Origin of the sequence: Allosphingosinicella deserti (assembly GCF_003012735.1) — a bacterium.
Lineage (GTDB): Bacteria > Pseudomonadota > Alphaproteobacteria > Sphingomonadales > Sphingomonadaceae > Allosphingosinicella > Allosphingosinicella deserti.
This window is the reverse complement of record NZ_PXYI01000005.1, coordinates 126,738-148,169: the sequence shown is the minus strand read 5'-3', so window position 1 is coordinate 148,169 and position 21,432 is coordinate 126,738. Positions and strand designations below refer to the sequence as shown.

Annotated in this window: 12 protein-coding genes; 6 read left to right on the top strand and 6 right to left on the bottom strand. The window is 64.5% G+C overall.

Annotation, left to right across the window (positions count from 1 at the left end):
- Positions 1–93: 93 nt before the first annotated feature.
- Complete coding sequence (locus C7I55_RS16140) at positions 94–429, top strand: hypothetical protein (RefSeq protein WP_106514047.1); 336 nt, start codon at positions 94–96, stop codon at positions 427–429.
- A gap of 361 nt (positions 430–790) precedes the next feature.
- Here the strand turns inward: C7I55_RS16140 and C7I55_RS16135 are convergent, their stop codons facing one another.
- The gene (locus tag C7I55_RS16135; protein WP_106514046.1) at positions 791–994 is read right to left on the bottom strand and encodes a hypothetical protein; all 204 of its coding nucleotides are present in this window, start codon (positions 992–994) and stop codon (positions 791–793) included.
- Between the two features lie 870 nt (positions 995–1,864).
- Positions 1,865–2,128 carry a DUF6980 family protein gene (locus C7I55_RS16130; RefSeq protein ID WP_106514045.1) on the bottom strand — a complete coding sequence of 88 codons (264 nt, stop codon included), beginning with the start codon at positions 2,126–2,128 and terminating at the stop codon, positions 1,865–1,867.
- 830 nt (positions 2,129–2,958) lie between these two features.
- On the opposite strand from C7I55_RS16130, the gene C7I55_RS27775 reads away from it, so the two are divergent.
- Positions 2,959–3,432, top strand: a complete 474-nt coding sequence (locus tag C7I55_RS27775) for a hypothetical protein (RefSeq protein ID WP_146151046.1) — start codon at positions 2,959–2,961, stop codon at positions 3,430–3,432.
- A 1,891-nt stretch (positions 3,433–5,323) separates the two neighbouring features.
- On the opposite strand, the gene C7I55_RS29255 is transcribed toward C7I55_RS27775, so the two are convergent.
- Together C7I55_RS29255 and C7I55_RS16105 are read right to left on the bottom strand one after the other, a co-directional pair.
- Complete coding sequence (locus C7I55_RS29255) at positions 5,324–12,247, bottom strand: autotransporter outer membrane beta-barrel domain-containing protein (protein WP_146151045.1); 6,924 nt, start codon at positions 12,245–12,247, stop codon at positions 5,324–5,326.
- Positions 12,248–12,386: 139 nt separating this feature from the next.
- Positions 12,387–13,244: an AraC family transcriptional regulator gene (locus tag C7I55_RS16105; RefSeq protein WP_158266454.1), complete on the bottom strand. Its 858-nt coding sequence runs from the start codon at positions 13,242–13,244 to the stop codon at positions 12,387–12,389.
- Between the two features lie 311 nt (positions 13,245–13,555).
- Here C7I55_RS16105 and C7I55_RS16100 point away from each other — a divergent pair, with 311 nt between their 5' ends.
- From C7I55_RS16100 to C7I55_RS16090, 3 genes are all read left to right on the top strand, one after another.
- Positions 13,556–14,215 carry a peroxiredoxin gene (locus C7I55_RS16100; protein ID WP_106514039.1) on the top strand — a complete coding sequence of 220 codons (660 nt, stop codon included), beginning with the start codon at positions 13,556–13,558 and terminating at the stop codon, positions 14,213–14,215.
- A 6-nt stretch (positions 14,216–14,221) separates the two neighbouring features.
- Entirely contained in the window at positions 14,222–15,271 is a 1,050-nt protein-coding gene (locus C7I55_RS16095) for an MBL fold metallo-hydrolase (protein WP_106514038.1), read from the top strand.
- Between the two features lie 619 nt (positions 15,272–15,890).
- Complete coding sequence (locus C7I55_RS16090; protein ID WP_106514037.1) at positions 15,891–16,874, top strand: DUF5681 domain-containing protein; 984 nt, start codon at positions 15,891–15,893, stop codon at positions 16,872–16,874.
- A 403-nt stretch (positions 16,875–17,277) separates the two neighbouring features.
- Here C7I55_RS16090 and C7I55_RS16085 read toward each other — a convergent pair whose 3' ends face one another.
- Together C7I55_RS16085 and lepA are read right to left on the bottom strand one after the other, a co-directional pair.
- On the bottom strand, positions 17,278–17,616 hold the full coding sequence (locus C7I55_RS16085; RefSeq protein WP_106514036.1) for a DUF952 domain-containing protein: 339 nt from the start codon (positions 17,614–17,616) through the stop codon (positions 17,278–17,280).
- A 211-nt stretch (positions 17,617–17,827) separates the two neighbouring features.
- On the bottom strand, positions 17,828–19,648 hold the full coding sequence (lepA, locus tag C7I55_RS16080) for a translation elongation factor 4 (protein WP_106514035.1): 1,821 nt from the start codon (positions 19,646–19,648) through the stop codon (positions 17,828–17,830).
- 738 nt (positions 19,649–20,386) lie between these two features.
- On the opposite strand from lepA, the gene C7I55_RS16075 reads away from it, so the two are divergent.
- On the top strand, positions 20,387–21,346 hold the full coding sequence (locus C7I55_RS16075; protein ID WP_158266453.1) for a cytochrome D1 domain-containing protein: 960 nt from the start codon (positions 20,387–20,389) through the stop codon (positions 21,344–21,346).
- Positions 21,347–21,432: the final 86 nt, after the last annotated feature.

The following is a 21,432-nucleotide window of genomic DNA, read 5'->3' as shown; positions in this document are numbered from 1 at the left end:
ACCCAGACCTTCGCCGCTGGCGTTCGCCATGTGGGGACCTGGGACGTGCTCCGACCGATTGCAGTCATCCATCCATGGTGTCAGACAGTTCCCATGAAAAACGTCCAGATCATCGATGGAGCGCTGAACGCGACTTTCAGCGTGTTCCAGGCCACCGAAGAGGAGTTCGCCGCGATCTTTCCGAACGGCCAGGACATAGAAGTCATCGAAGACTTCGTTGATCGCCTCGGCGATCAACGTGCAGGAGCAATCCTGTCCCAGCTGTGGGAGCGTCCAATCTTGAAGCGCGACGCACAAGGCATCCACGGAACCCTTTTCTACGACTGGAGCGAGCGCCGCGACCACCTTCCCTCGACCAAACGCGAGGTGGATTGTGATGAGCGCTCCATCAACGAGGCGCAGCGCCGTCTCTTCCGAGCAGCTCGATAAGGGCTGCTGTCCGCCCGTTTCGGCTGTTTCCGATGCAATCGGAAGCTGCGGCGGCGAACGTCCGGTTCCGCGCGATAGCCTGACGATCGCGCCACGCCGAGGTTGCGCCGGCTCCTACAGCCGGCTGCGACCCATAGCGGCTGTCCGAACTAACCACCCAGTTTGACGTCGACGGTTTCAAAGACGCGAAATCGCGCGAAGGCCGTGCGGAAACGTCCGCTTCGAGCGAGTGGTCAATGGCTTCAGGGTCGCTTCCCAAGGCTGGCGTTAGCAACCGCATCTCGCCAAGGCGGTGCCGCTATCCACTCCCCGGGGAATTCGTCCCATTGGCTCCGAACGCGGCGATGCACCGTCACCCAAATCAATCTTCGCGTAATTGCCCGGAGCCTTGCTCTCGTTTTTTGAAGCCAAGGAACTCATCCAAGAAGAAAGAGCAAACGAGAACATAGGCAAACATGACGTAAAACATGAAATCCCAGCGAAAGAACCTTTCCGCTGCATAGATGCTCGCGAGGATCAGCGCGAGCGCAACTCTGCGGGCTACATATTTCCAACGAATGCGCATCTTTCATCCCAATTCGCAGCCACAAGGATACTTTGCTGACCCCTTAGGAGACCGATAGACTCACCCACGGAGAGGTGACCGTGTACGAGCCCTGACTCTCCGGTGGGTTGGCTCGTGCCAGAGCAGGCTGACCTTGCACCGGATGAGCAACTGCACCAAAACGAGCGAGGCGAACGACGTGAAGCAATCATAAACTGGAGGCGGTTAATGTCCACCTTCCACCCTGCCCTGTCATTCCCGTGTCGATCGCCTGGCGGTCTCACGAATGTCAGGTTCCGAGCGGTGGCCAGACGTTGGCCGGCGGCGTGCGCCAGACCGAGACGTAGGACGTGCTCCGACCCTTTACGGATATCGCCCAAATAGAACATAATCGGCTGATGAAGCTCCCATCGCTGGCAGCCCTGTTCCTGATGCTGGCGAACTGCGGCCAGACGCAACCACCTTCCCAACTCATTGCTGGCCTCGAAAGCCTAACGATCGACGACGCACGTCGTGAGCTCGGCCGCAGGCTGGAGGAGCGCTTCGCGCCCGGCATATCCGAGACAAAGTTAAAGGGTGCATTGGAAGCACAGGGCTTCCAAGTTGGAGGACGGACACCTTTATGCGACGAAGCTCGATGCGCCTCCCTAGAGCGCTGGCCAGACCGCACTGGCGGCTTGGCGTAGAGCGTGCGCTGGACGGCTGACCAGGACGGAACGGTTACAAGTGTCGCGTCCGGTGCCGCCCTGCTGAACTAACTTCGCTTTTCCACCCTCTTCGGCTATTCCTGGTGTGATCGCAGGCCGCGGCGGTGAATGTCCGCTTCCGCGCGATCGGCTGACCATCGCACGTCGCCGAAGTGGCGCCACCTCCCAGAACCGGCTGCGACCCCTAGCTGCCCTTCTCTGTCACGGCGCAGCGCGTCCACCACTCGGAGGTGCGATAGATTGCCGGTACATTGTCGAACAGCGGGTCAGGGTATCCGAGCGCTTCCAGTTCATCGAACCAGCGGTCGCGCTTTGACTCTGGCAAGGGGACGCCGCACCACGGACAGAAGAAGAGGCACTGCCGCGCAGACCCTGCCGCTATCCAGTATTCATCGAAGCGCGGGTCATAGTGGATCGACTGCCAATCATTTTGCGGATGCCGATCCATGTGGCCGCATCGGGAAGCTCTCGTGCCAGCGCCCGAGGCGCCCTGATCCGATGTTTCGCTCACGTCGCACGGTTAGCAGAGAAGGCGGATGCGTGGAAACCGCCGAGGCTGTGTGAAAACACCGCGACGCCTTGACGCGGTAGAAGATTTTCCTGAGCGAACGCGGCGGCCCGCCGCATTGAAGAGTTTGCCACCCAAGAGAGCTGGTTTTGAATGCTTCAAAGCGGCTGCCGCAAGCCAAGCACTGCGGCGAATAGAAGATTATTCTACAGCGCGCGGTGCGGAGCGAGTTTTCACACGGCCTGCACCCTCCCCGGCCGTTCCCGGCGCGATTGCCAGACGCCCCTGCGGAGGTCCGCTTCCGCGCGGCACCCTGCCGTTCGCCGCCGGCGTGCGCTTGGTGAGGACCCAGGACGTGCTCCGACCCACAGCCGACATCGACTTCTCCTTACAAGGGAGCTAGCATCGATCGGGCGGCCGAGGAGAAGAGCGATGTTTCGAATCTGGGTGTACGTGGCCGTTGCCTCGCTCATTGCAGGTCTCGCCTTCGCCTTGGGGCAAATCGCACCAGGCCTGGGCACAAGCTTCGCGATCCTCGCGTCTACCTTGTGGGTCTCCTATTCGGTGTATCGCCAGAGCCAGCATCAGCGTCGCTGCTCCGAGGCCAGCTAACCACCCTCCCCGGCTGTTCCCGCCGGCAACTGACGCCCGTCCGCGAACGTCCGCTCTCGCGCCGCAGCCTGACGTTCGCCGCCGGCGCACGCCGGTTCGGGACGTTAGACCGGGTCCGACCCATTGCTGCCCTTGCGCTCATAAGGCAGTCATGCATCATGGAAGCAACCTCATCATTTTACGCGCTGGCAAACAGCCTATCCGGCCAGCCCGTAAGCTACGTGTGGCGCGGTTACGGGTCTGCGGTCTTCATTGAGTTTGGCAAGCTTACGCCGAGGGCAAATCGCGATGGCTCTCCTGGTCATCCTAAGGGAGAGGTCTCGCTCGGCGTGAAGTGGAGTTGGCGGATCGAAGACGAGACCGGCATCCTCTGCGGTAGTTGGAGCGACGAGGAGATTTGGGAGGGAAGCCTGGCTCGGCTCCGCGACAGACGTGTCAAGGGCTTAGCGCTGTTCAGCAGGTTGCCTGAGGTTGAACTTGTAACCGAGGATGACACCCACTTCCTCTCGTTCTCAACGACTGAAGGCCAGCCTCAGTGGCACCTTGTGGATCGCCGGACCGATCCCGCTCTGTGGTTCACAGTTCGGGCAGGACAGCTACACCTCGGGGACGGGAGCGAACCTGCATTCTGATACGATGTCGCTTTTCGACCCTGGCCGGCTGTTCCGGCGGGAATCGAAGAGCGGCTCGGCCAATGTCCGGAATTGCGCGACAGCCTGACATCGATGCTGGCGTGCGCCGGATCGACACGGTTGGTCGGCTCGCGACGCAAGACGGTCATTGACGAGTGACAGCGCAAGTTGTGGGTTGCGAAAGGAGGTTCCCGAAGTGATCGGCTATTGGCCACCAACGGCAAGAAGATGGTGGTGCCAGTCTGCGTCCGGGACGATCGCAGCCGCCTCTTCGTTGTCCAGGGCTCATGCTCCCGATGGGTGGAGCCGCCTCCACCATCATCATATCATGATCTCGATGGTCTTCGGAGGAGAAGCTAGTGACGTCGATCGGCATGGGTCCGTCCATTGCAGCTGCGCCATTATCTAGAATGTTAGGAGAAAATAAACCAAAGGCCCCAGCCGTAGAATGAGATCCACCAAAGTATGATCCCGACGGAAACACCCGCGACTAGGCCGGTAAGGACGTTCCATCGCCGCCCCGCGAGCGCCGCAACCAAAACAGCGCACGTCATGATGATCGCCTCCGTCGCAAATCCTACTAGTACAGCTTCGTCCATCTTGGCGGCTCCCTAACAACCATTCTCCCAGTCCTGGATCCCTCGCATAATCATGAACGGGTCTCGCGGCTATGTCGCCTTTCCACCCTCCCCGGCTGTTCCCGACGTTGTCGGCGGCCGCGACGGCGAACGTCCGGTTGCGCGCAATAGACCGACCATCGTGCGTCGTTGAGGATGCGGGAGCTCCTATAGCGGCTGCAACCCTTTTCCGACATTTCTGTGGTGCGCGTCTGAGGTTCAACTTGGAGGTTACTCACCGTCAACTCCGCAGTGTCTTTCTATGTCTCGCTACAGCTTGCTCGTATTCGCAAGGAGTCGACGCTAGCTCAAACTGGAGGAGAAAGCGGGGGATCACGTCGTGTTGCGCCCAGCCCGTCAGGGGTGAAGTCTACGGGCTTCTACAAGCTCGATCCCTCGCGCGCCGACGTGCGTCGTCATCGGTGATCGTCCCGGTGACCTGAGATCCTACGATGGTCGCGCTGCGTCGCTGCCATCGAAGTCGGTCCCTGTTTATAGCGTCTCAGTGATCGGATGTCTTTGCAGAAGCCTGCGCTCGCACTGCGATGCGCTCCAAACAGATCGCACCCGAGAATGCCAGAAATACGATGATCGTCACGGAAGCGCCCCTAAGAAAGTATTCCTGAAGGGGATTGGCGTGGCCGACGCAGAGCGCCGGGTCCGCGACACAAGCGGATCCTGCAGAAACGTCCGCGCAGCCGATTATCATCGCTCCTAGCAAGACTGACAGAAGCCTAAGATATGTTGCCGTCTTTTTGACACAACAGAAAATATAGAAATCGTTGATCCTGAGACAGCTAGCGCACGACCTTCGCTTGACAACCAGATCAGAAAAATAACACAGAAAACTAGCAACCCAGCTGTCGCAAATAATTTCCAGATGATAGCAAACATCTGCGCAGGTCTATACATTCGGTATCTTCTCTAACCTCGGCTTGGTTCTGGAGGCGGGCTGCCTTTAGCCGAACGTCGTATTCCCACTCGATTCAGCTCTTCCGGTCCGGAGCCGGCGGCGCCCCGGGCTACGTCCGCTTTCGCCAGGCAGCCTGACGGTCGCGCCGCCAGAGGCAGGATCATGGCGCTACAGCGCGGATCGACCCATAGGAGACATTGCGCTCATCGAGTATCTCGCCGAAACCACGGCCATGATAGACGCCAGAAGTAAGACTGTTCATGGCGGTCTGGACCGTTTCGTCGCCCGCGACAATCGGAGCATGTTCGCTGCGCCGCGCCTTGAAGTTCTGCGCGCGGTGAGGCAGTCATGGGGCTGCGATCTAGAAGCGCCAAGCGAGAGACGCGCGTGCGCCATGGTCGTTGATCCTCTTCCCATGATTGCCCGTGTAGCTGATGCTCACCACCAGATTTTGAGTGAGGTCCGCCTCTAAGCCTCCATCGATCGCGATGCTGTTCCGCTCGATGCCAGCGCCGATGACGCTGAAAGTCGATCCGCCCGTGAGTGCAAGATCGACGTCCGGCGAACGATCGCCGAAGGCGTGACGGAGGGCGACTGAACCGGCAAAGCGCAGGCCAAGGCCGTTCAGACCGATATCGGCTTTCGTCCGAATTCCGAGATTGCCCCAGGTCACCCGGGCAGTGCTCTTGCCGCCGCGCAGCGCCGCGCCGCCGCCCTGTTCACGGATCTCTGCGTCAAACAAACGGACATGCGCGAGGCTTAGAAACGGTTGGAGGATGATGCCGCCAAGCTCGCCTTTGAACGCTGCTTCGCCGAACGTCTGCAAGGTGCGCGCACTATAGTCACCCGATATCGTCTGCTCGAAGGTTCCGAACGCCACCCGACGCGACGCCTGAACCTCATTCCAAGCATAAGCACCTCCAACCGCGAGTGAGAATGCTCCGAAGGTGCCCATAAGGTACCCGCCGGCATGATAGGATTGGATCTCGTGGCGACCACTCTTCCCATGAATGTCCGACTTCGAGTAGCCAAGCGCCACCCCGGCCCGCAGGTTCTCGCCCAGCCCCCCATCGAAGCCGGTCAGCAATCCTTCGAGATCACGCTCGTAGCCAGGCGCGTCGCGGTTAACCTTGCTTGTGGCCCAGCTTCCCAGCACGCGACCCCATAACGTCATGCCGGCACCACGCACCACGCCTTCGCGGGCAACCATCGCGTCCCGCACGAAACGGCTGTCTTCGAGCAATTGGCTGCGAACGCTGGCATGCCCCGAACCTGAAAGCTGATCGAAGGCATCTCGGGCTTCGGATGCCGTGAGCGCAATCACGGCGTCGTACACGTCACTGCCCGGGCCGAGCGCCTCGACGGCTGGGGCGATTTCGATCTGATTATGGGTCTCGCCAACCGTGGCGAAGTCGACACTGTTGCGACGCAGATTGAGAGTCACCGCATTGGCTGAATAGTCCAGCGTTGGGGTGAGGAAGGCGAGGTTGGACGTGACGGATGCGAACGTGCCGGTGACGCCTTGGCCTGCGGTCAATATCGTATAACTGGTTTTGGGCGCGTAGTTCCCGTCTGCGGCAAGCACGTTGACGGCCGCATTGCTTCCGATCGACGCAGTGCCGCCGACGATGATGCGGTCGCTCGCGCCGGACGCGTCTGCCTCCACCTCGTAGACGCTGCCGGGCGCAAGCGCCAGATTGCCGCTGAAGGTGAGCGTGCCGATCGAATTGCCGGGCGCGATCGTTCCTGTGACGTTGGCCGACCCGGCCGTTCCGCTACCTTGCAGGCGAGCCGCCGCAGCAATGTCGAGCATTCCGCCCAGAGTGCCGTTGATCGATAGCAGCTGCCCCCCGGCGACATTCGTCGTGCCGAGGAAAGCCGAGCCATTGCCGGTGAACGCTATCGACCCGCCACCACGTACGGCGATTGTTCCGTTGCCGACAATGGTTCCGGAATAAGTCCCCGCTGCGGCTTGATCGAACACGAGGGCGGCCCCCGCCTTCAGATCCACGTTGCCCGCAAAAAGCTTGGAGGTGGTGATCAGGCTCCCCGCGGAGACCTGCCAGTTCGTAGCATTCGCACCGGCAAGCGTCAGAGCTCCGGCGCCCGACTTGATCGTCGCACCGGCGCCGGTGACCGACCCGCCGAAGGTCCCGTTCGCGGCAACATCGAACACCAGCGTTGAATTATTGGCGATGTCGCCGTGCAAAGAATTAAGATCACCAACGAGGGTGCCTGCCTCCACGAGGGTGCCGCCGGTGTAGCTGTTGGCTCCGCTGAGGACGAGCGTGCCCAGGTCGGATTTGACCAGCGCCGCCTGCCCGGTCAGCGAGGCTGCGAGCGTCGCGCGCATGCCGGCGCCTGCCGCGCTGCCGTCGCCGACGCGGATCACCGCACGCTCGCCGGCGAGCGCAATAGGGCCTCCCTCGAGTGTATAGCCATCCGCCGCGAACTGCATGCCGGTCGCGGTGACCTGGCCCGCGGTATTGTCGATCTTCACCGTGCCGGGGCTTCCCTGGAACACGGCAAAGCCCGGTTGCGGCGTCATCGCGCTGTTCACGCCGCCATCCACCGTGGTCCAGTTGGCGCCGCCGGTGCTCCAGGTGCCGCTTCCGCCGTCGACCGCCCCATTGTTGTGGATAGCGGCAGCGCCGCCGTCCCAGAATGCGAGCGTCACTCCTGCGGTGTTCACTAGATTGACGTGTCCGGCACCGCTCTGAACCGAAAGGCCGGCACCAGACGCCCCCGTCACAGCGCCGAGTTCCAGCCCATTGTCGGTGAGCGCACCTCGATAGTCGAGCAGGCGATAGATGCCGGCGCCGAAGGCAGGGCCGGCGCTCACATTCACCGTGCCGTCGAGCGTGAGGTCCCCGCCGATGTCGAACAGAGCAACACCCGAAGGTGCTCCAAGGGTCACATCGAGTTGCGATCCCGCGCCGAGCCTCAGGGCGCCGATCGACAGGCTGCTGCCCTCGATGCCATTGAGATGGGCGCCGTCGGCGACGACCACTGCCCCGTCGATCGTTCCGGTGCCCTGGAAGATGCCCGCGGCGATCGTGACGGTGCCGCCACCAGTGATCGTGCCGCCAAACGTCGAGCTGGTGCCGGCCGCGCCGATCGCCAGCGTTCCGCCGCCCAGCGCAATGCTGCCGCCGCCGTCGAGCGCGTCGAGCGCCAAATCGAACCCGGCCGCATCGAGGCTGGCACCCGTCGCCTGGTACAGGCGCGTGACGCCGGACAGCGCGCCCGTGAGCGCCACCGTGCCGTTGTTCTCGATACTGCCCCGAAGCTGCCCGGCGAGGTTGGCGGCGCCCTGGTTGACGAGGCTGCCATCGAGAGTGCCGGTCGAAGCGAAGGTCCCGGCGTTGGTTACCGGTCCGTTCACGGTGCCGGCATTCGAGAAGCTGGCGTCGTTCCGGACCGCTCCGGCAATCACCCCCCCTGCGGAGAGCGACAGGGCTCCATCACTGATGATGGTATCCCCGGTGTAGCTATTGGCTCCGCTGAGGACGAGCGTGCCCAGATCTAATTTGACCAGCGCCGCCTGTCCGCTCAGCGAGGCTGCGATCGTCGCGCGCATGCCTGCGCCTGCTGCACTGCCGTCACCGACTCGGATCACTGCACGCTCGCCGGCGAGCGCGATAGGGCTGCCCTCGAGTGTATAGCCATTCGTCGCGAACTGCATGCCGGTCGCAGAGACCTGACCTGCGGTGTCGTCGATCGTGACAGTGCCGCCGCTTCGCTGGAACACGGCGAAACCCGGCTGCGGCGTCATCGCGCTGTTCACGCCGCCATCCACCGTCGTCCAGTTGGCGCCGCCGGTGCTCCAGGTGCCGCTTCCGCCGTCGACCGCGCCATTGTTGTGGAAGCCGACAGCGCCGCCGTCCCAGAATGCGAGCGTGGCCCCTGCGGTGTTCACTAGATTGACGCGCCCGGCACCACCCTGAATCGAAAGCTGGTAGCCGGTAGCGCCGCTTACGGCGCCGAGTTCGAGGCCATTGTCGGTGAGGGCGCCTCCATAGTCGAAAAGCCGATAGACGCCTACGCCGAACGCAGGACTGGCGCTTACATTTATCACCCCGTCGAGCGTGAGGTTCCGATCGATGTCGAACAACGGGGCGGTCGAGGGCGTGCCGAGCGTCACATCGAGCTGCGATCCCGCTGCTAGCATCAGCGAGCCCACCGATAATGTGGTGCCTTGAACGCCGTTCAGATGGGCGCCGTCGGCAACGACCATAGTCGCGTCGATCGTTCCGGTGCCCTGGAAGCTGCCCCCGGCGATCGTCACGGTGCCGCCACCGGCGATCGTGCCGGCAAATTCGGAACTGCGCCCTGACGAGCCGATCACCAGCTTTCCACCGCCCATGGCGACGCTGCCTTGGCCATCCAGCACATCGAGCCGCATCTCGAACCCTGCGACGTCCAGGCTGCCAAGCTCCCCCTGGCTCAGGCGCGTGACACCCGACAACGCGCCCGTGAGCGCGATCGTACCGTGATTCTCGATCCGGCCCTGCACCTGGCCAGAGAGATCGGCGACGCCCTGGTTGATAAGGGTGCCGTTCAGCGTTCCGGTGGAAGAGAGAGTGCCGACGTTGGTCACCAAGCCATCAACTGTGCCCGCGTTCGAGAACGACGCCTCGTTGTGCAGCCCGCCCGCAATCTGCCCGCCCGTGGCAAGCGACAGGCTCCCCGCGCTTACGGTGGTGCGGCCGCTGTAGCTGTTCGCGCCGCCCATGGTCAGCGCGCCTGCACCCGTCTTGGTGAGACCGGCACCACCCGCGATGGCTGTGTTGATCGTCGTGGCCGCGTTCACCTCGATGATCGAGAAGCCGCCGGTGGTCGCGAGCGCTCCGCCTTCCAGCACATAGCCTGCGGTATCGAACCGCAGGCGCTGGAAGCTCTGCGTACCCTCTACGGTTACCGTGCCGCCAGCGACGCCCGCGAAGACGCCTGCCTGCCCCGCCCAGCCGTCATTGACTCCGAAGCCGCTCGCTGCGGTCCAGTTGGTGCCGGCGGCGCGCCACACGCCGGTACCACCGTCGCCATTCACAGCCGCGGAGCTGCCGGTTGCGTCGGCGCCGTCCCAATATTGTACCCGCTGCGCGCCATCGTTGAACAGGATGTTGACCTGTCCGGCTATTCCCGTCTGCACCGTGCCGGTGAAGCCCGCCGGCGTCGTGCCCACCGCCAGCTCGTTGTCGGTCAGCGTACCGGCATAATCGATCAGGCGATAATAGCCGGCGCCGAAATCGGGCAGTGCGGTCACCTCCAGACTGCCGTCGAGCGTGAGATTCCCGCCGACGACGATGAGGTCATTGGTCCCGCTTCCCACCACACCGGGTTGGCCGAGCTCATATCTGAGGACAGTCCCTGCCCCCAGCGTGTAATTGCCTGCGATCGTGAGCGTTCCCGGGCTGCTACCGGGGCCGACGATGCCCCCGTCGGCAACGGTGACGTTGCCGAGGAATGTTCCGCTGCCTCCCAGCATTGCGCCAGCCTCGACGCGGAGTTGGGCCGTCTTGCCCGCACGATCGCCGACCGTGCCGTTCAGTACCAGGGCGCCGCTATCCACCTGCACCAGGCCGGTGAACGTGTCGCCGGGCGCTGGGACACCCGTCATCGTCATCGCACCGGTGCCGGTTTTGATGACCACGCCGTCGCCGGAGAGGATTCCGCCGTAAGTGCCGTCAAAGGCCTGATCGAAGATGGCGTCGCGATCGCCGTCACTGGTCCCGAAGCTGAGATCCCCGCCGAGGCTGTTGGTGTCGCCCTTCAGCGACCCGCTCGTGATCGACCAGTCCTGATCGCCCGTTCCGGTCAGCGTCCAGTTGCTAGCCCCGATTTTCTCGAACCGGTCGAAGCCGCGATATTGTCCAAGCTCCCCGACCAGCGACACGTCCAAGCTGGAACCAGCGGAACCGCCGAGCACCAGCGCATTGTCGCTCCCGCCCGACACGACGACGTTGCCGTCGATTGTCGAACCCGCGCGCAATTCGACTCGGTTTCCGCTGCCGAACAGCGCGATCGCGTCGGATCGCACTGCGTTCCGGCTGTTCAGCCCGCCGGTGATCGTTCCGGAATTGATGATCGAGATGTTGCCGGTTGCGGCGCCCGTGACACCCACGCCGCCGGCGCCGACGACATTGTCGCCGTAAGGAGTTGCTCCCGCCGCGCCCCCTGCGATGGTGCCGGAATTGATCAGGCTGGCCGATTGACCATCGCGGAACAGGATGCCGGCGCCGCCGACGCCGGGTTTGCTCGTCTCGCCAGCATTTCGTATGGTGGCACCCTGGCCGCCCGAGATGACGCCGCTTGCAGCATTGTCGATGCTGCCGCCCCACGCGACTGCACCGATGCCGCCGGCCCCGCCGATATACATGGCAACGCCTCCGTCGCCTCCTTTGATCACCGCCTGGTTCGCGATCGTGCCAAGGTTGCTGAGTACCCCGGCGCCACCATCGCCCCCCATGTGCATACCCAGAATTATGCCCCCGCCGTTTCCACCCAGAATACTCCCGGTCTGGTTGACCAGAGTGCCGCCTGCATAGAGGAAGAGGCCCGCGCCCCCGCCGCCGCCGTAATCCGCAAGAGTGCCGCCAGCTCCACCAGCGATAGCCGAGCCGCCAGAGATCGTCAGCGCGCCCCCTTGCAGCAGCACCAGTCCTGCACCGCCGCCACCGGCGACTCCCACGATGCTAGCGCCACCGACGGAAGTGCTTTTTCCGCCGGTGCCACCGGTCACCGCGCGCCCGGCAGTTTCCACGTTGACTTCGAAACCCGTCAGCACCAGGCCACCGCTGCCGCCGCCGCCGCCGCCGCTGCCGCCGTTGCCGCCGACTCCGTTGCCACCGGTCGAACCAAGATGATCCGCGCTCAAGGAGAAAGCGCCGGTCCTCGCTTCCATGTGGCCGCCGGCGCCGCCGGCGCCGCCCGTGCCAGATTGGGGGTCGGGCCCCAGGCGGCGGCCGCCGCCGCCGCCGCCGCCGCCCGCCGATATGTCATTCGGGGTTCCCGCGGGACCGCCCGGCGCCCCGTTCGTGGGGTTCGTGCCATTGCTCCCGGCTTGCGCCAATCCGTCCGGCGTGGTTGCTGCCGAGCCACCAGCGCCCCCCCTACTCACGCCGCCGTCGCCCCCGCCGCCCCCGCGGCCCCCGCCGCCGCCTGCAATCCCGCCCGCAGAATTGCCGCCGCCGCGGGTGATTTGCTGCGCTTGCGCAACCGGCACCGCACCCACGGCGAGCGCAACCGCCAGCGCCGTCAGGGAGGCCGACGTGTATGCTGGCAAGATAGACTGCCGCTTTTTGCGATGGATGGCTGCGCGCATGATAAGGACCCCTCTTCAGAGCCTCCGCGCATAAGGCGGGGTCCGGCGGGGCGGCTATGCAGTTCCGGCAGACAAGCGTCCGGTTTGGAGCTTCAACGGCTCAGCGTCCGCGCCGCAAGGTCTCCGAAGGACGTTCCCCGAAGCGCAGGCGATAGGCGCCCGCAAAACGGCCGAGCTCCCAGAAACCATATTGCATCGCGACTGCCGTCACATGGGTCGTCTCGGGATCGGACGACAGCAGAGTAAGGCGCACCCGATCGAGCCGCCGCCCCCGCGCGTAGCGCACCGCGCTCTCACCAAGGAATTCCTGACAGGCGAGATTCAAGGTCCGCTCGGGCACTCCCAACGCGGCACAGATCGCCGGAAGGGACAGCAGTTCCTCGGGCCGCTCGTCGAGCAGTCGTTCGAAGCTCTCGACGATCTGGCGATGACGCCAGGGCGCCCCACGGTGATGACGCAGCTCGGCGCGTGCAAGGCACAACAGCAGCGCCTCGAGCAGCGTGCCCGCAAGCGCCCGCGCGGGCTCCGCGGCCTCGATGATCCAGGGCACGTCGCGGGTGATCCGGGCTGCGTCATTGGTAAGCGCGATCAGCCGGGACAAAGGACGGCGCTGAACAGCGAATATCCGGTCATTCGGTAACGCGCCCTCGAGGTCGAAGCCTGCCAGTGCTGGAGCATGCGTAGAGAGTACCTCGCCGGGCACGATCAGGATGGCGAATGCCCAGGCCATGCCCACCGGAGATGTCGCCACCGTTTCCGCGTGGGGCCGGAAGTGCATGATGTGATTGCCGCTAAGCTCGCGCCCCGACATGCGGCGGACGAGACCGGGCTCGGTTGCGAAGAGGAAGGTGTGGCCTTCGTTGAGCTCGGCACGCTGGGGCTCCCCCTGCGCGAAACTGCCGACCCCGAGGCTGACGTCGCCGAGCGACGCGCGCGCAAACATGGCGTGGAAGTCCACCGCGCGAGCCTTCATCGGTCGAGGCCCAGGGGCGCGGCGATCCAGACCGCCGATTGCCGACGCCATAAGGTCCGGATCTGTAAACTCGCCGTAGAACGATCGTTTGATCTTAACACCGCTGTGTTCCGACAGCACGGCTGACACTCTCCGCTCCCGAATGTCTGCCAAGAATAGCGCCGTTCGGAGCATCCGCAATGATCGCGGATGATACGCCTGCCTGTCTGCCGGAATCGCATAGCCCCGGATTTCCCGCAAACGTAAGCCGGCACAGCGCCAAACAGACGGCGCGCGCAAACGCGGAGCAAATTTAGATGAATCTTCGCATCAACTCAGTTGCACCGAATTTCAGCGCCACCACGACCGAGGGTGTAATCGATTTCCATGATTGGATCGGCGACTCCTGGGCGATCCTTTTCTCACACCCTAAGGACTTTACCCCCGTCTGCACGACAGAGCTTGGAGAAATGGCCAAACTGAAGCCTGAGTTCGACCGGCGGGGCGTGAAGATCATCGGACTGAGCGTAGACCCGGTCGAAAGTCATGCCCGCTGGGCCCAAGACATCGCCGAAACACAGGGCACTGCGCCAAACTACCCGATGATTGGCGACACCGATCTTGTAGTATCTAAACTCTACAATATGCTTCCTGAAGAGATCGACGGTAGCGCCGACGGTCGTACAGCGACAGATAATGCAACGGTGCGCACGGTCTTTGTCATCGGTCCGGACAAGCGCATAAAGCTGATGCTCAGCTACCCGATGACGACTGGGCGCAACTTTGACGAGATCCTGCGCGCGATCGACTCATTGCAGCTGACGGCGCGGCATCGAGTGGCCACGCCGGTCAACTGGCGCGATGGCAACCGGGTGATAATCGCCGGGTCTGTGTCCGATGAGGAAGCGGCGACTCTCTACCCCGAAGGTTGGGAAACGCCCCGCCCTTATCTTCGCCTCGTCGTTCAGCCGCGGTAGCCGGTCGTGCTGTTCGAAGCCTTCGCGGCGGGCGGTTGCCGATCCTATCTCCTCGCGTGCGAAAGTTCATGTGCCGCCATACTCATCGATCCGGAACTCAGCCTGGTCGATCGCTACCGCGGGCAGCTCCAGCATCATGGTCTCACTCTTCGCTACGTCGTCGATACGCACACGCATGCGGACCATTTCTCCGGCAGCCAGGAACTCGGCCGGCTCCTCGGCGTGCCCATCGTCCTGCACCGGCTGAGTTCGGCAGCCTATACCGACCTTCGGCTTGACGACGGTGACATGCTCGTCGCTGGATCACTGAAGCTGACAGCGATGCACACACCGGGTCATACTGCGGATTCGATGTGTCTGATCATGGAAGACCGGGTGTTCACCGGAGACACTCTTCTTATCGAAGGCACAGGTCGGACCGATCTCCCGACTGGCGACCCGCACGCAATGTTCGACAGCTTGTTTGAGAAGCTTCTCCGGCTGCCTGACGACACGCTTGTCTATCCCGCGCACGACTACAAGGGCAGGACCAACTCCACTATCGGCCACGAACGCACATGCAACCAGCGGCTCCAGAAACCCGATCGAGCCGACTTCGTGGCTATGATGCGCGACCTCGACCTTGCGGCTCCAACCCACCTGACAGAAGCGCTGCGCACCAACATGAGCGGCGGCAAGACCGTAACGCAGCTCCTCTCCGAAGCCGCCCGAAAAGTGCCATTCATGGCGATGGCTGAGCTGCACCGCCGTCTGGACAGCAACCCGAGCGAGCTCACGGTACTTGATCTCCGAGAGAAGGAGGCGTTCGAGGCGGGACATATTACGGGTGCACGGCACCTCCCGCGCGGCCAGCTGGAACTTCGCGTGAACACGGAACTGCCAGACCCCACGGCCAGGCTTGTGACTTGTTGCGAGTTCGGGAAGATCTCCGTCCTCGCGGCGGCCACGCTCCGGGATCTTGGTTTTTCCCGCGTAGCTGCCCTCCAGGGCGGGATCACCGGCTGGCTTGAAGCTGGATACCCTTTGGAATCCGACCTGAAGAACGATACTCTTTAGCGAACCAGAAGTGCGATGGCGATGAGCCATCAGCGCCGCTTCTCCAACGCACACATGAACTGGAACGAAGCAGCGGAATGGTTGGCAGCATCCATCTTGATCGCCGCTCTTTTCCTGTTCCCGAGATGGTTCTCATTTCGTTGCCGCGCCATTGCTGGTGCTATCCTGTCCCTTTAGGATGGGCCGGCATAATCGGCGGCGTGGCATCGGTGATCGGCCATTCTTGAAGGCAGTGGCTTGGACTTGGATCGGGACCAGCGCTCTCGCGATCGTGCTGGCAATCACCCTGCTTGTTCCGGTGCTTTTCGAATGGTGGCGGAAACGTCGCAGGCCACGGCGCACGAGGGAAGCTTGGCGCGCTGGTTACTGGAAGTAGCCGAATGTCGCTTTCCACCTCCCCGGCTGTTCCCGGGGCGATCGCCTCTTCAAGTGGCGAACGTCAGCTTACGCGGGCCCGTCACACAGCGGCGACAGAAAACATGCGCCTTTCGCAACTTTCTTCTTGAACCGGGACGCGCAAGAAGATAGAACAATGCAAGAACGAATGAGACAGCGCGCTGTGCAAGTCGGCCGCCACGACGACGATCCGCCCGCGATGCCGTCTTGCAGGAGATCGAACATGCACGATCGAGCCACCCGCACCGAGAGCGGTCAGTTTCTCCCAGGCCAAAGCGGCAACCCGGCCGGGCGCCCGCGCGGCTCGCGCAATCGCGCCTCGGTGCTGCATGATCTGCTCGAAGAGGGCGAGGCGGCGGCGATCGGGCGCTTGGTGGTCGATCGCGCGCTCGCCGGCGACTGGGCGGCGATGCGGGTCTGCTTCACCCGGTTGTTCCCGCCCGCCAAAGACGCGCCGGTCGATTTCGAAATGCCGGAAGTTCTCTCGGCCGCCGACGCCGTCGCCGCCGGCGCCGCCGTGATCGCGGCAATGGGCGTCGGCGACATCACCCCGAGCGCGGCGCAGAGGGTGATGGCGGTGCTCGCCGCCCACACCAGGCTCCTGCAGACCGGGACCCACAAGGCGCGGGTATCGCCACGGCAGATGCAGGCGCGGCCCGAACCCGGCCTCGGCGACGTCGAGACCGCACGCCGAGCGGCCCGGGCCGCTCCCCCGCAGCGCCAAGACGATGCCACGCAAGCGGCAGCGCCCGCCTGTATTTCCCCTGTTGTTGCGGACGAAAGCACGCCGCGCCGCACGAACCGCGCCGTCGCGCCAACGGCCCCAGCCAGCGCCGCGCCTGCCCGTTCTGACGACCTTGGCTCCTGCACGGACCCGGTGGAGGACCGTGCCCAGCGCCGATCCGCCGCACGCCTGCCGGGCAGGTCCGCAGGAGAGACGCTGTATCCGCCCTGTCTTGCGGATTCGGCGGAGGCCGGAACCGGAGCATTGGCCGGAACTCCGTCGGCGGACGCGGCACGCAATGTAGTCTCCGCGCGGGGGCACGCTTCCGTCGTGTCGCTGCCCGGTTCCGCGCGTCCACGCGTTCCCCGGCGCGCAGGATCCCAGCCGGTGAGATCGATCCGCAGCGGGGCCGCTGCGCGCACGCCGGCCGCGGCGGACGATAAGGCCGCCGGCGCGCCGCAGCGGCTGCGGGAGGTCGCCTGACCTGATCTGCGGGGCCGGCGTCGGGGCACGCCCGACGCCTGTTGCCGCTGCGCCCGGCGCGTTCGAGCCGGATGCGAACGCCGTCGCCACCGGGCCCTGCCCGTCTTTGAAGGCCGCGGACCGAACGAAATGAAGACGGCGTGGCCCCGTCTGCCGCGCCGGCACGGCAGCGGGGCCGCGGCGGCGAGGCCGGACGCCGATCGGCGTCCGACGGTGACCGCGCCGGCCACCACCGACGGACAAGAGCAGCAGGTGAAGCCTGTATTTCACCTGTTTTTTTGAGCCGCACCAGGGCGCAGCGGCATCACGCGCGTCCGGCGCCGACCAGGAACAGGCCCAAACAGCACTAGGCCTTCCACCCATCCTGCAAGTGGACGCGCGGAGCGCGTCCACTTGCAGTTGCTCAGGCCGGGCGAACCACCTCGCCACTGCCGTTGCGGGCAAGCGGCGCATGGGCGAGGACCGCGGAGGGCGGCAGATCGCCATAGACATGCGGGAACAGCGCGCCGCCGCGCGATTGCTCCCAGCGCACTGCGGCGCCGAGCGCGGCGAGATCGATTGCGGCGACGACCAGGTCGCTGCGGCCGGCGAAATGCTTGTCCACCGTCTCGGTCAGCTGGGCGGCCGCCGACAGGTGGATGAAGCCGTCCTGCAGGTCGAGCGCGGAACCGCGCCAGCCGCCGCGCTGCAGCTCCGTCAATTGCTCAGCCGTCAGCACCTTGTAGGCGATGGTCTCCAACATTCCGCTCCTCGCCCGCGGCTCCGTTCGAAGGCGCCGCCATTTGGGTATTTTCCGCGTATTTTACGCTGAACGCTGTCGCACAGCAGCGGCGTGCCTCCGCGTGGTCGGGATCCGGCCCGCCCGGCACAAGGGCCTGATCATCTTAGGTCGGAGCTCTTAGCTCCGGCCCGAGCTGTGTATCAGGCTCTACAACGACGACGGTGCCGACCGCTTACTCCTCGCCCATCCGCAGCGCGGCGATGAAGGCTTCCTGGGGGATGCTGACCGAGCCGTACTCGCGCATCTTCTTCTTGCCTTCCTTCTGCTTCTCGAGAAGCTTGCGCTTGCGGCTGATGTCGCCGCCATAGCATTTTGCGGTGACGTCCTTGCGCAGCGCCGCGATCGTCTCGCGGGCGATGACCTTGCCGCCGATCGCCGCCTGGATCGGGATCTTGAACAGGTGGCGCGGGATCAGGTCCTTCAGACGCTCGCACATGTGGCGCCCGCGAGCCTCGGCGGCGACGCGGTGGACGATCATCGACAAAGCGTCGACCGGCTCGTTGTTGACGAGGATGCTCATCTTGACAAGGTCGCCCTCGCGGTGGCCGATCTGGTGATAGTCGAACGAGGCATAACCGCGGCTGATCGACTTCAGCCGGTCGTAAAAATCGAACACCACTTCGTTCAGCGGCAGCTCGTAGGTGAGCTGGGCGCGTCCGGCGACATAGGTGAGGTTCTTCTGGATGCCGCGGCGGTCCTGGCAGAGCTTGAGGATCGAGCCGAGATATTCGTCGGGCACGTAGATCGTCGCCTCGATCCACGGCTCCTCGATGCTCGCGATCCGGTTCGGATCGGGCATGTCGGCGGGATTGTGGAGCTCGATCGTGCGCGCTTCCGCCTCGCCCGCCGCCTTGGTGAGGTGGATCTTGTAGACCACGCTCGGCGCGGTCGTGATCAGGTCGAGATCATATTCGCGGGTCAGCCGCTCCTGGATGATCTCGAGGTGGAGCAGGCCGAGGAATCCGCATCGGAAGCCGAAGCCGAGGGCGGCCGACGTCTCCATCTCGAAGCTGAAGCTGGCGTCGTTGAGCCGCAGCTTGGAGATCGACTCGCGCAATTTCTCGAAATCGGCGGCATCGACCGGGAACAGGCCGCAGAACACCACCGGCTGGACTTCCTTGAAGCCCGGCAGCGCCTCGGTCGCGGGGCGGCGGACGTCGGTGATCGTGTCGCCGACGCGGGTCTCCGAGATGTCCTTGATCTGGGCGGTGATGAAGCCGATCTCGCCCGGGCCCAATTCGGGCAATTGCTCGATCTTGGGGCGGAAGGCGCCGACGCGGTCGACGAGGTGGGTGGTGCCGCCGGCCATGAACTTGACGTTCTGGCCCTTCTTGATCGCGCCGTCGATGACGCGGATCAGGATGACGACGCCGAGATAGGGATCGTACCAGCTGTCGACGAGCATCGCCTTCAGCGGCGCGTCGCGGTCGCCCTTGGGCGGCGGGATGCGGGTGACGATCGCTTCCAGCACCTCGTCGATGCCGATGCCGGTCTTGGCCGAGGCGAGCACGGCATCGTCTGCCGGGAGCCCGACGATGTCCTCGATCTCCTTCTTGACCTTGTCGGGATCGGCCGAGGGCAGATCGACCTTGTTGATCACCGGCACGATCTCATGATCATGCTCGATCGACTGATAGACGTTGGCGAGCGTCTGCGCCTCGACGCCCTGGGCGGCGTCGACGACCAGCAAGGCGCCCTCGCAGGCGGCGAGGCTGCGGCTGACCTCATAGGCGAAGTCGACGTGGCCCGGCGTGTCCATCAGATTGAGGACATAGGTCTCGCCGTCCTTGGCGGTGTAATCGAGGCGCACGGTCTGCGCCTTGATCGTGATCCCGCGCTCCTTCTCGATGTCCATATTGTCGAGCACCTGGCTCGACATCTCGCGCTCGGTGAGCCCGCCGGTGCGCTGGATCAGGCGATCGGCGAGAGTCGACTTGCCATGGTCGATATGGGCGATGATGGAAAAATTGCGGAGCTTGCTGAGGTCGGTCATCGGTCTTTTCGGGAAGGGTTCGGCGCTGCCCCTAGCAGGGGTGGCGGCAGAATCCAAAGATTGTGGGCCGGTACCGGATCGGTGCCTGCCGCAAGACCCAGCGCCGTGCCGCTGCATCGGGCACATCGCGCCCAAGCCAAAGACGTGAGACCGGACGGCACGTGCGATCCCCATCTCCCATCCACGACTTCGTGGAGGATGTGGCGCCTGGACCGCATCCCGTGCGGTCCTAAGGAGGCGCCGCATGGGTGGCCCTTCTTCCTCGGCACCAAGCCTCCGAAGCCGCTTGTCGACGCGAAGCACGCGATGATCGCGAAGCCGATCCGGACGACCGCCGTGAGCATTCGGACAGTCCTTCTCTTGCCACCAACACCGTCATGCCCCGTGCGCCGACGGATCGACGCAATTGTATGAAACGCACCCTTCGCGCTCTTCGCGTCCTTCGCGCCTTCGCGTCAGAAAGCGGCGCAACCCGCGGCACGGCCTTCGTGGCGAAGCGAGGGCATCGTCATCAGAGCTTGGGAGCTTACAATGCGTCCGCATCAGGATTGCGCTATCACGCCACCGCCACCGCATACCCAGCGCCGAGCGCCCATCGATTCACACTGCGCGGATGCCGCCCGCGAGCGCCCAGGGAACCGCCCCGGACCGGACGCCAGCACGAACAGGAGAAAATATCCCCTCTCCCGCGCCGGCCTGCGCGACGATAGGGTGGCGCCTCTTTCGAAGGACATGCCGATGAAGCTGCTCGCCCTCGCCGCCCTGCTCGTCACCACCGCCATGCCGGCCGCAGCGGAAACGCTGCTCGTCGGCAACAAGGGCGAGGACAGTTTGAGCTTCGTCGATCTCGCCACCGGCAAGGAGCTCGGCCGCGCCGCGACCGGCCGGATGCCGCACGAAATCGCGCTCTCGCCCGACGGCAGGCAGGCGGCGGTGGTCGCCTATGGCGCAGCGTCGATCGACATTTTCGACGTCGCTGCGCGCACCAGGGTCCGGACGATCGATCTTGCGCCCAATGCCGGGCCGCACGGCCTCGTCTGGCTTGCCGACGGCCGCCTGATCGCGACCACGGAGCGCAGCCGCAGCCTCACCATCGTCGACACACGCAACGGCGATGCCGTCCGGACGATCCCGACCGCGCAGGAGGCGACCCACATGGTCGCGGTCAGCGCCGACGGGCAGCGCGCCTACACCGCCAACATGCGCTCCGGCTCGGTCAGCGTCATCGATCTCAAGGCCGGCCGCAAGCTCCGCGACATCCCGGTCGGGGGAGAGCCCGAAGCGATCGCGCTCAGCCGCGACGGCAAGATCCTGTGGGTCGGCGACAACAAGGGCGCGCGGGTCCAGGCCTTCTCGACCTCGGCCGCGGTGCACGATCCGCTCGCCACCGTCGCGACCGGCGGACGGCCGATCCGGGTGGCGGTGAGCCCCGACGGCAAATGGGTGGTGACCTCGGATCTCGAGGCCGGAAGCCTCACCCTGATCGACGCCAGGACCCGAAAGAAGGTGCGCAGCGTCCCGGTCAGCGGCACCGCCGACGCCCAGCAGGTGACGATCCTGTTCTCGGCGGACGGCACCCGGCTCTACGTCGCGGAGACCGGCCGGGATCAGGTCGCGGAGATCGCGTTCCCGAGCGGAAAGGTGCTGCGCCGGCTCGCGGCAGGCAAGGCCGGCGACGGGCTTGGCATCGCCCCCTGAAAGGCGTGCACGGCAGTCGCAGGAAACGCGGCTTCAATTGGCGGCGCTTCGCAAAGTCGCCGGCAGCCGCACGGCAGCCTCATGCC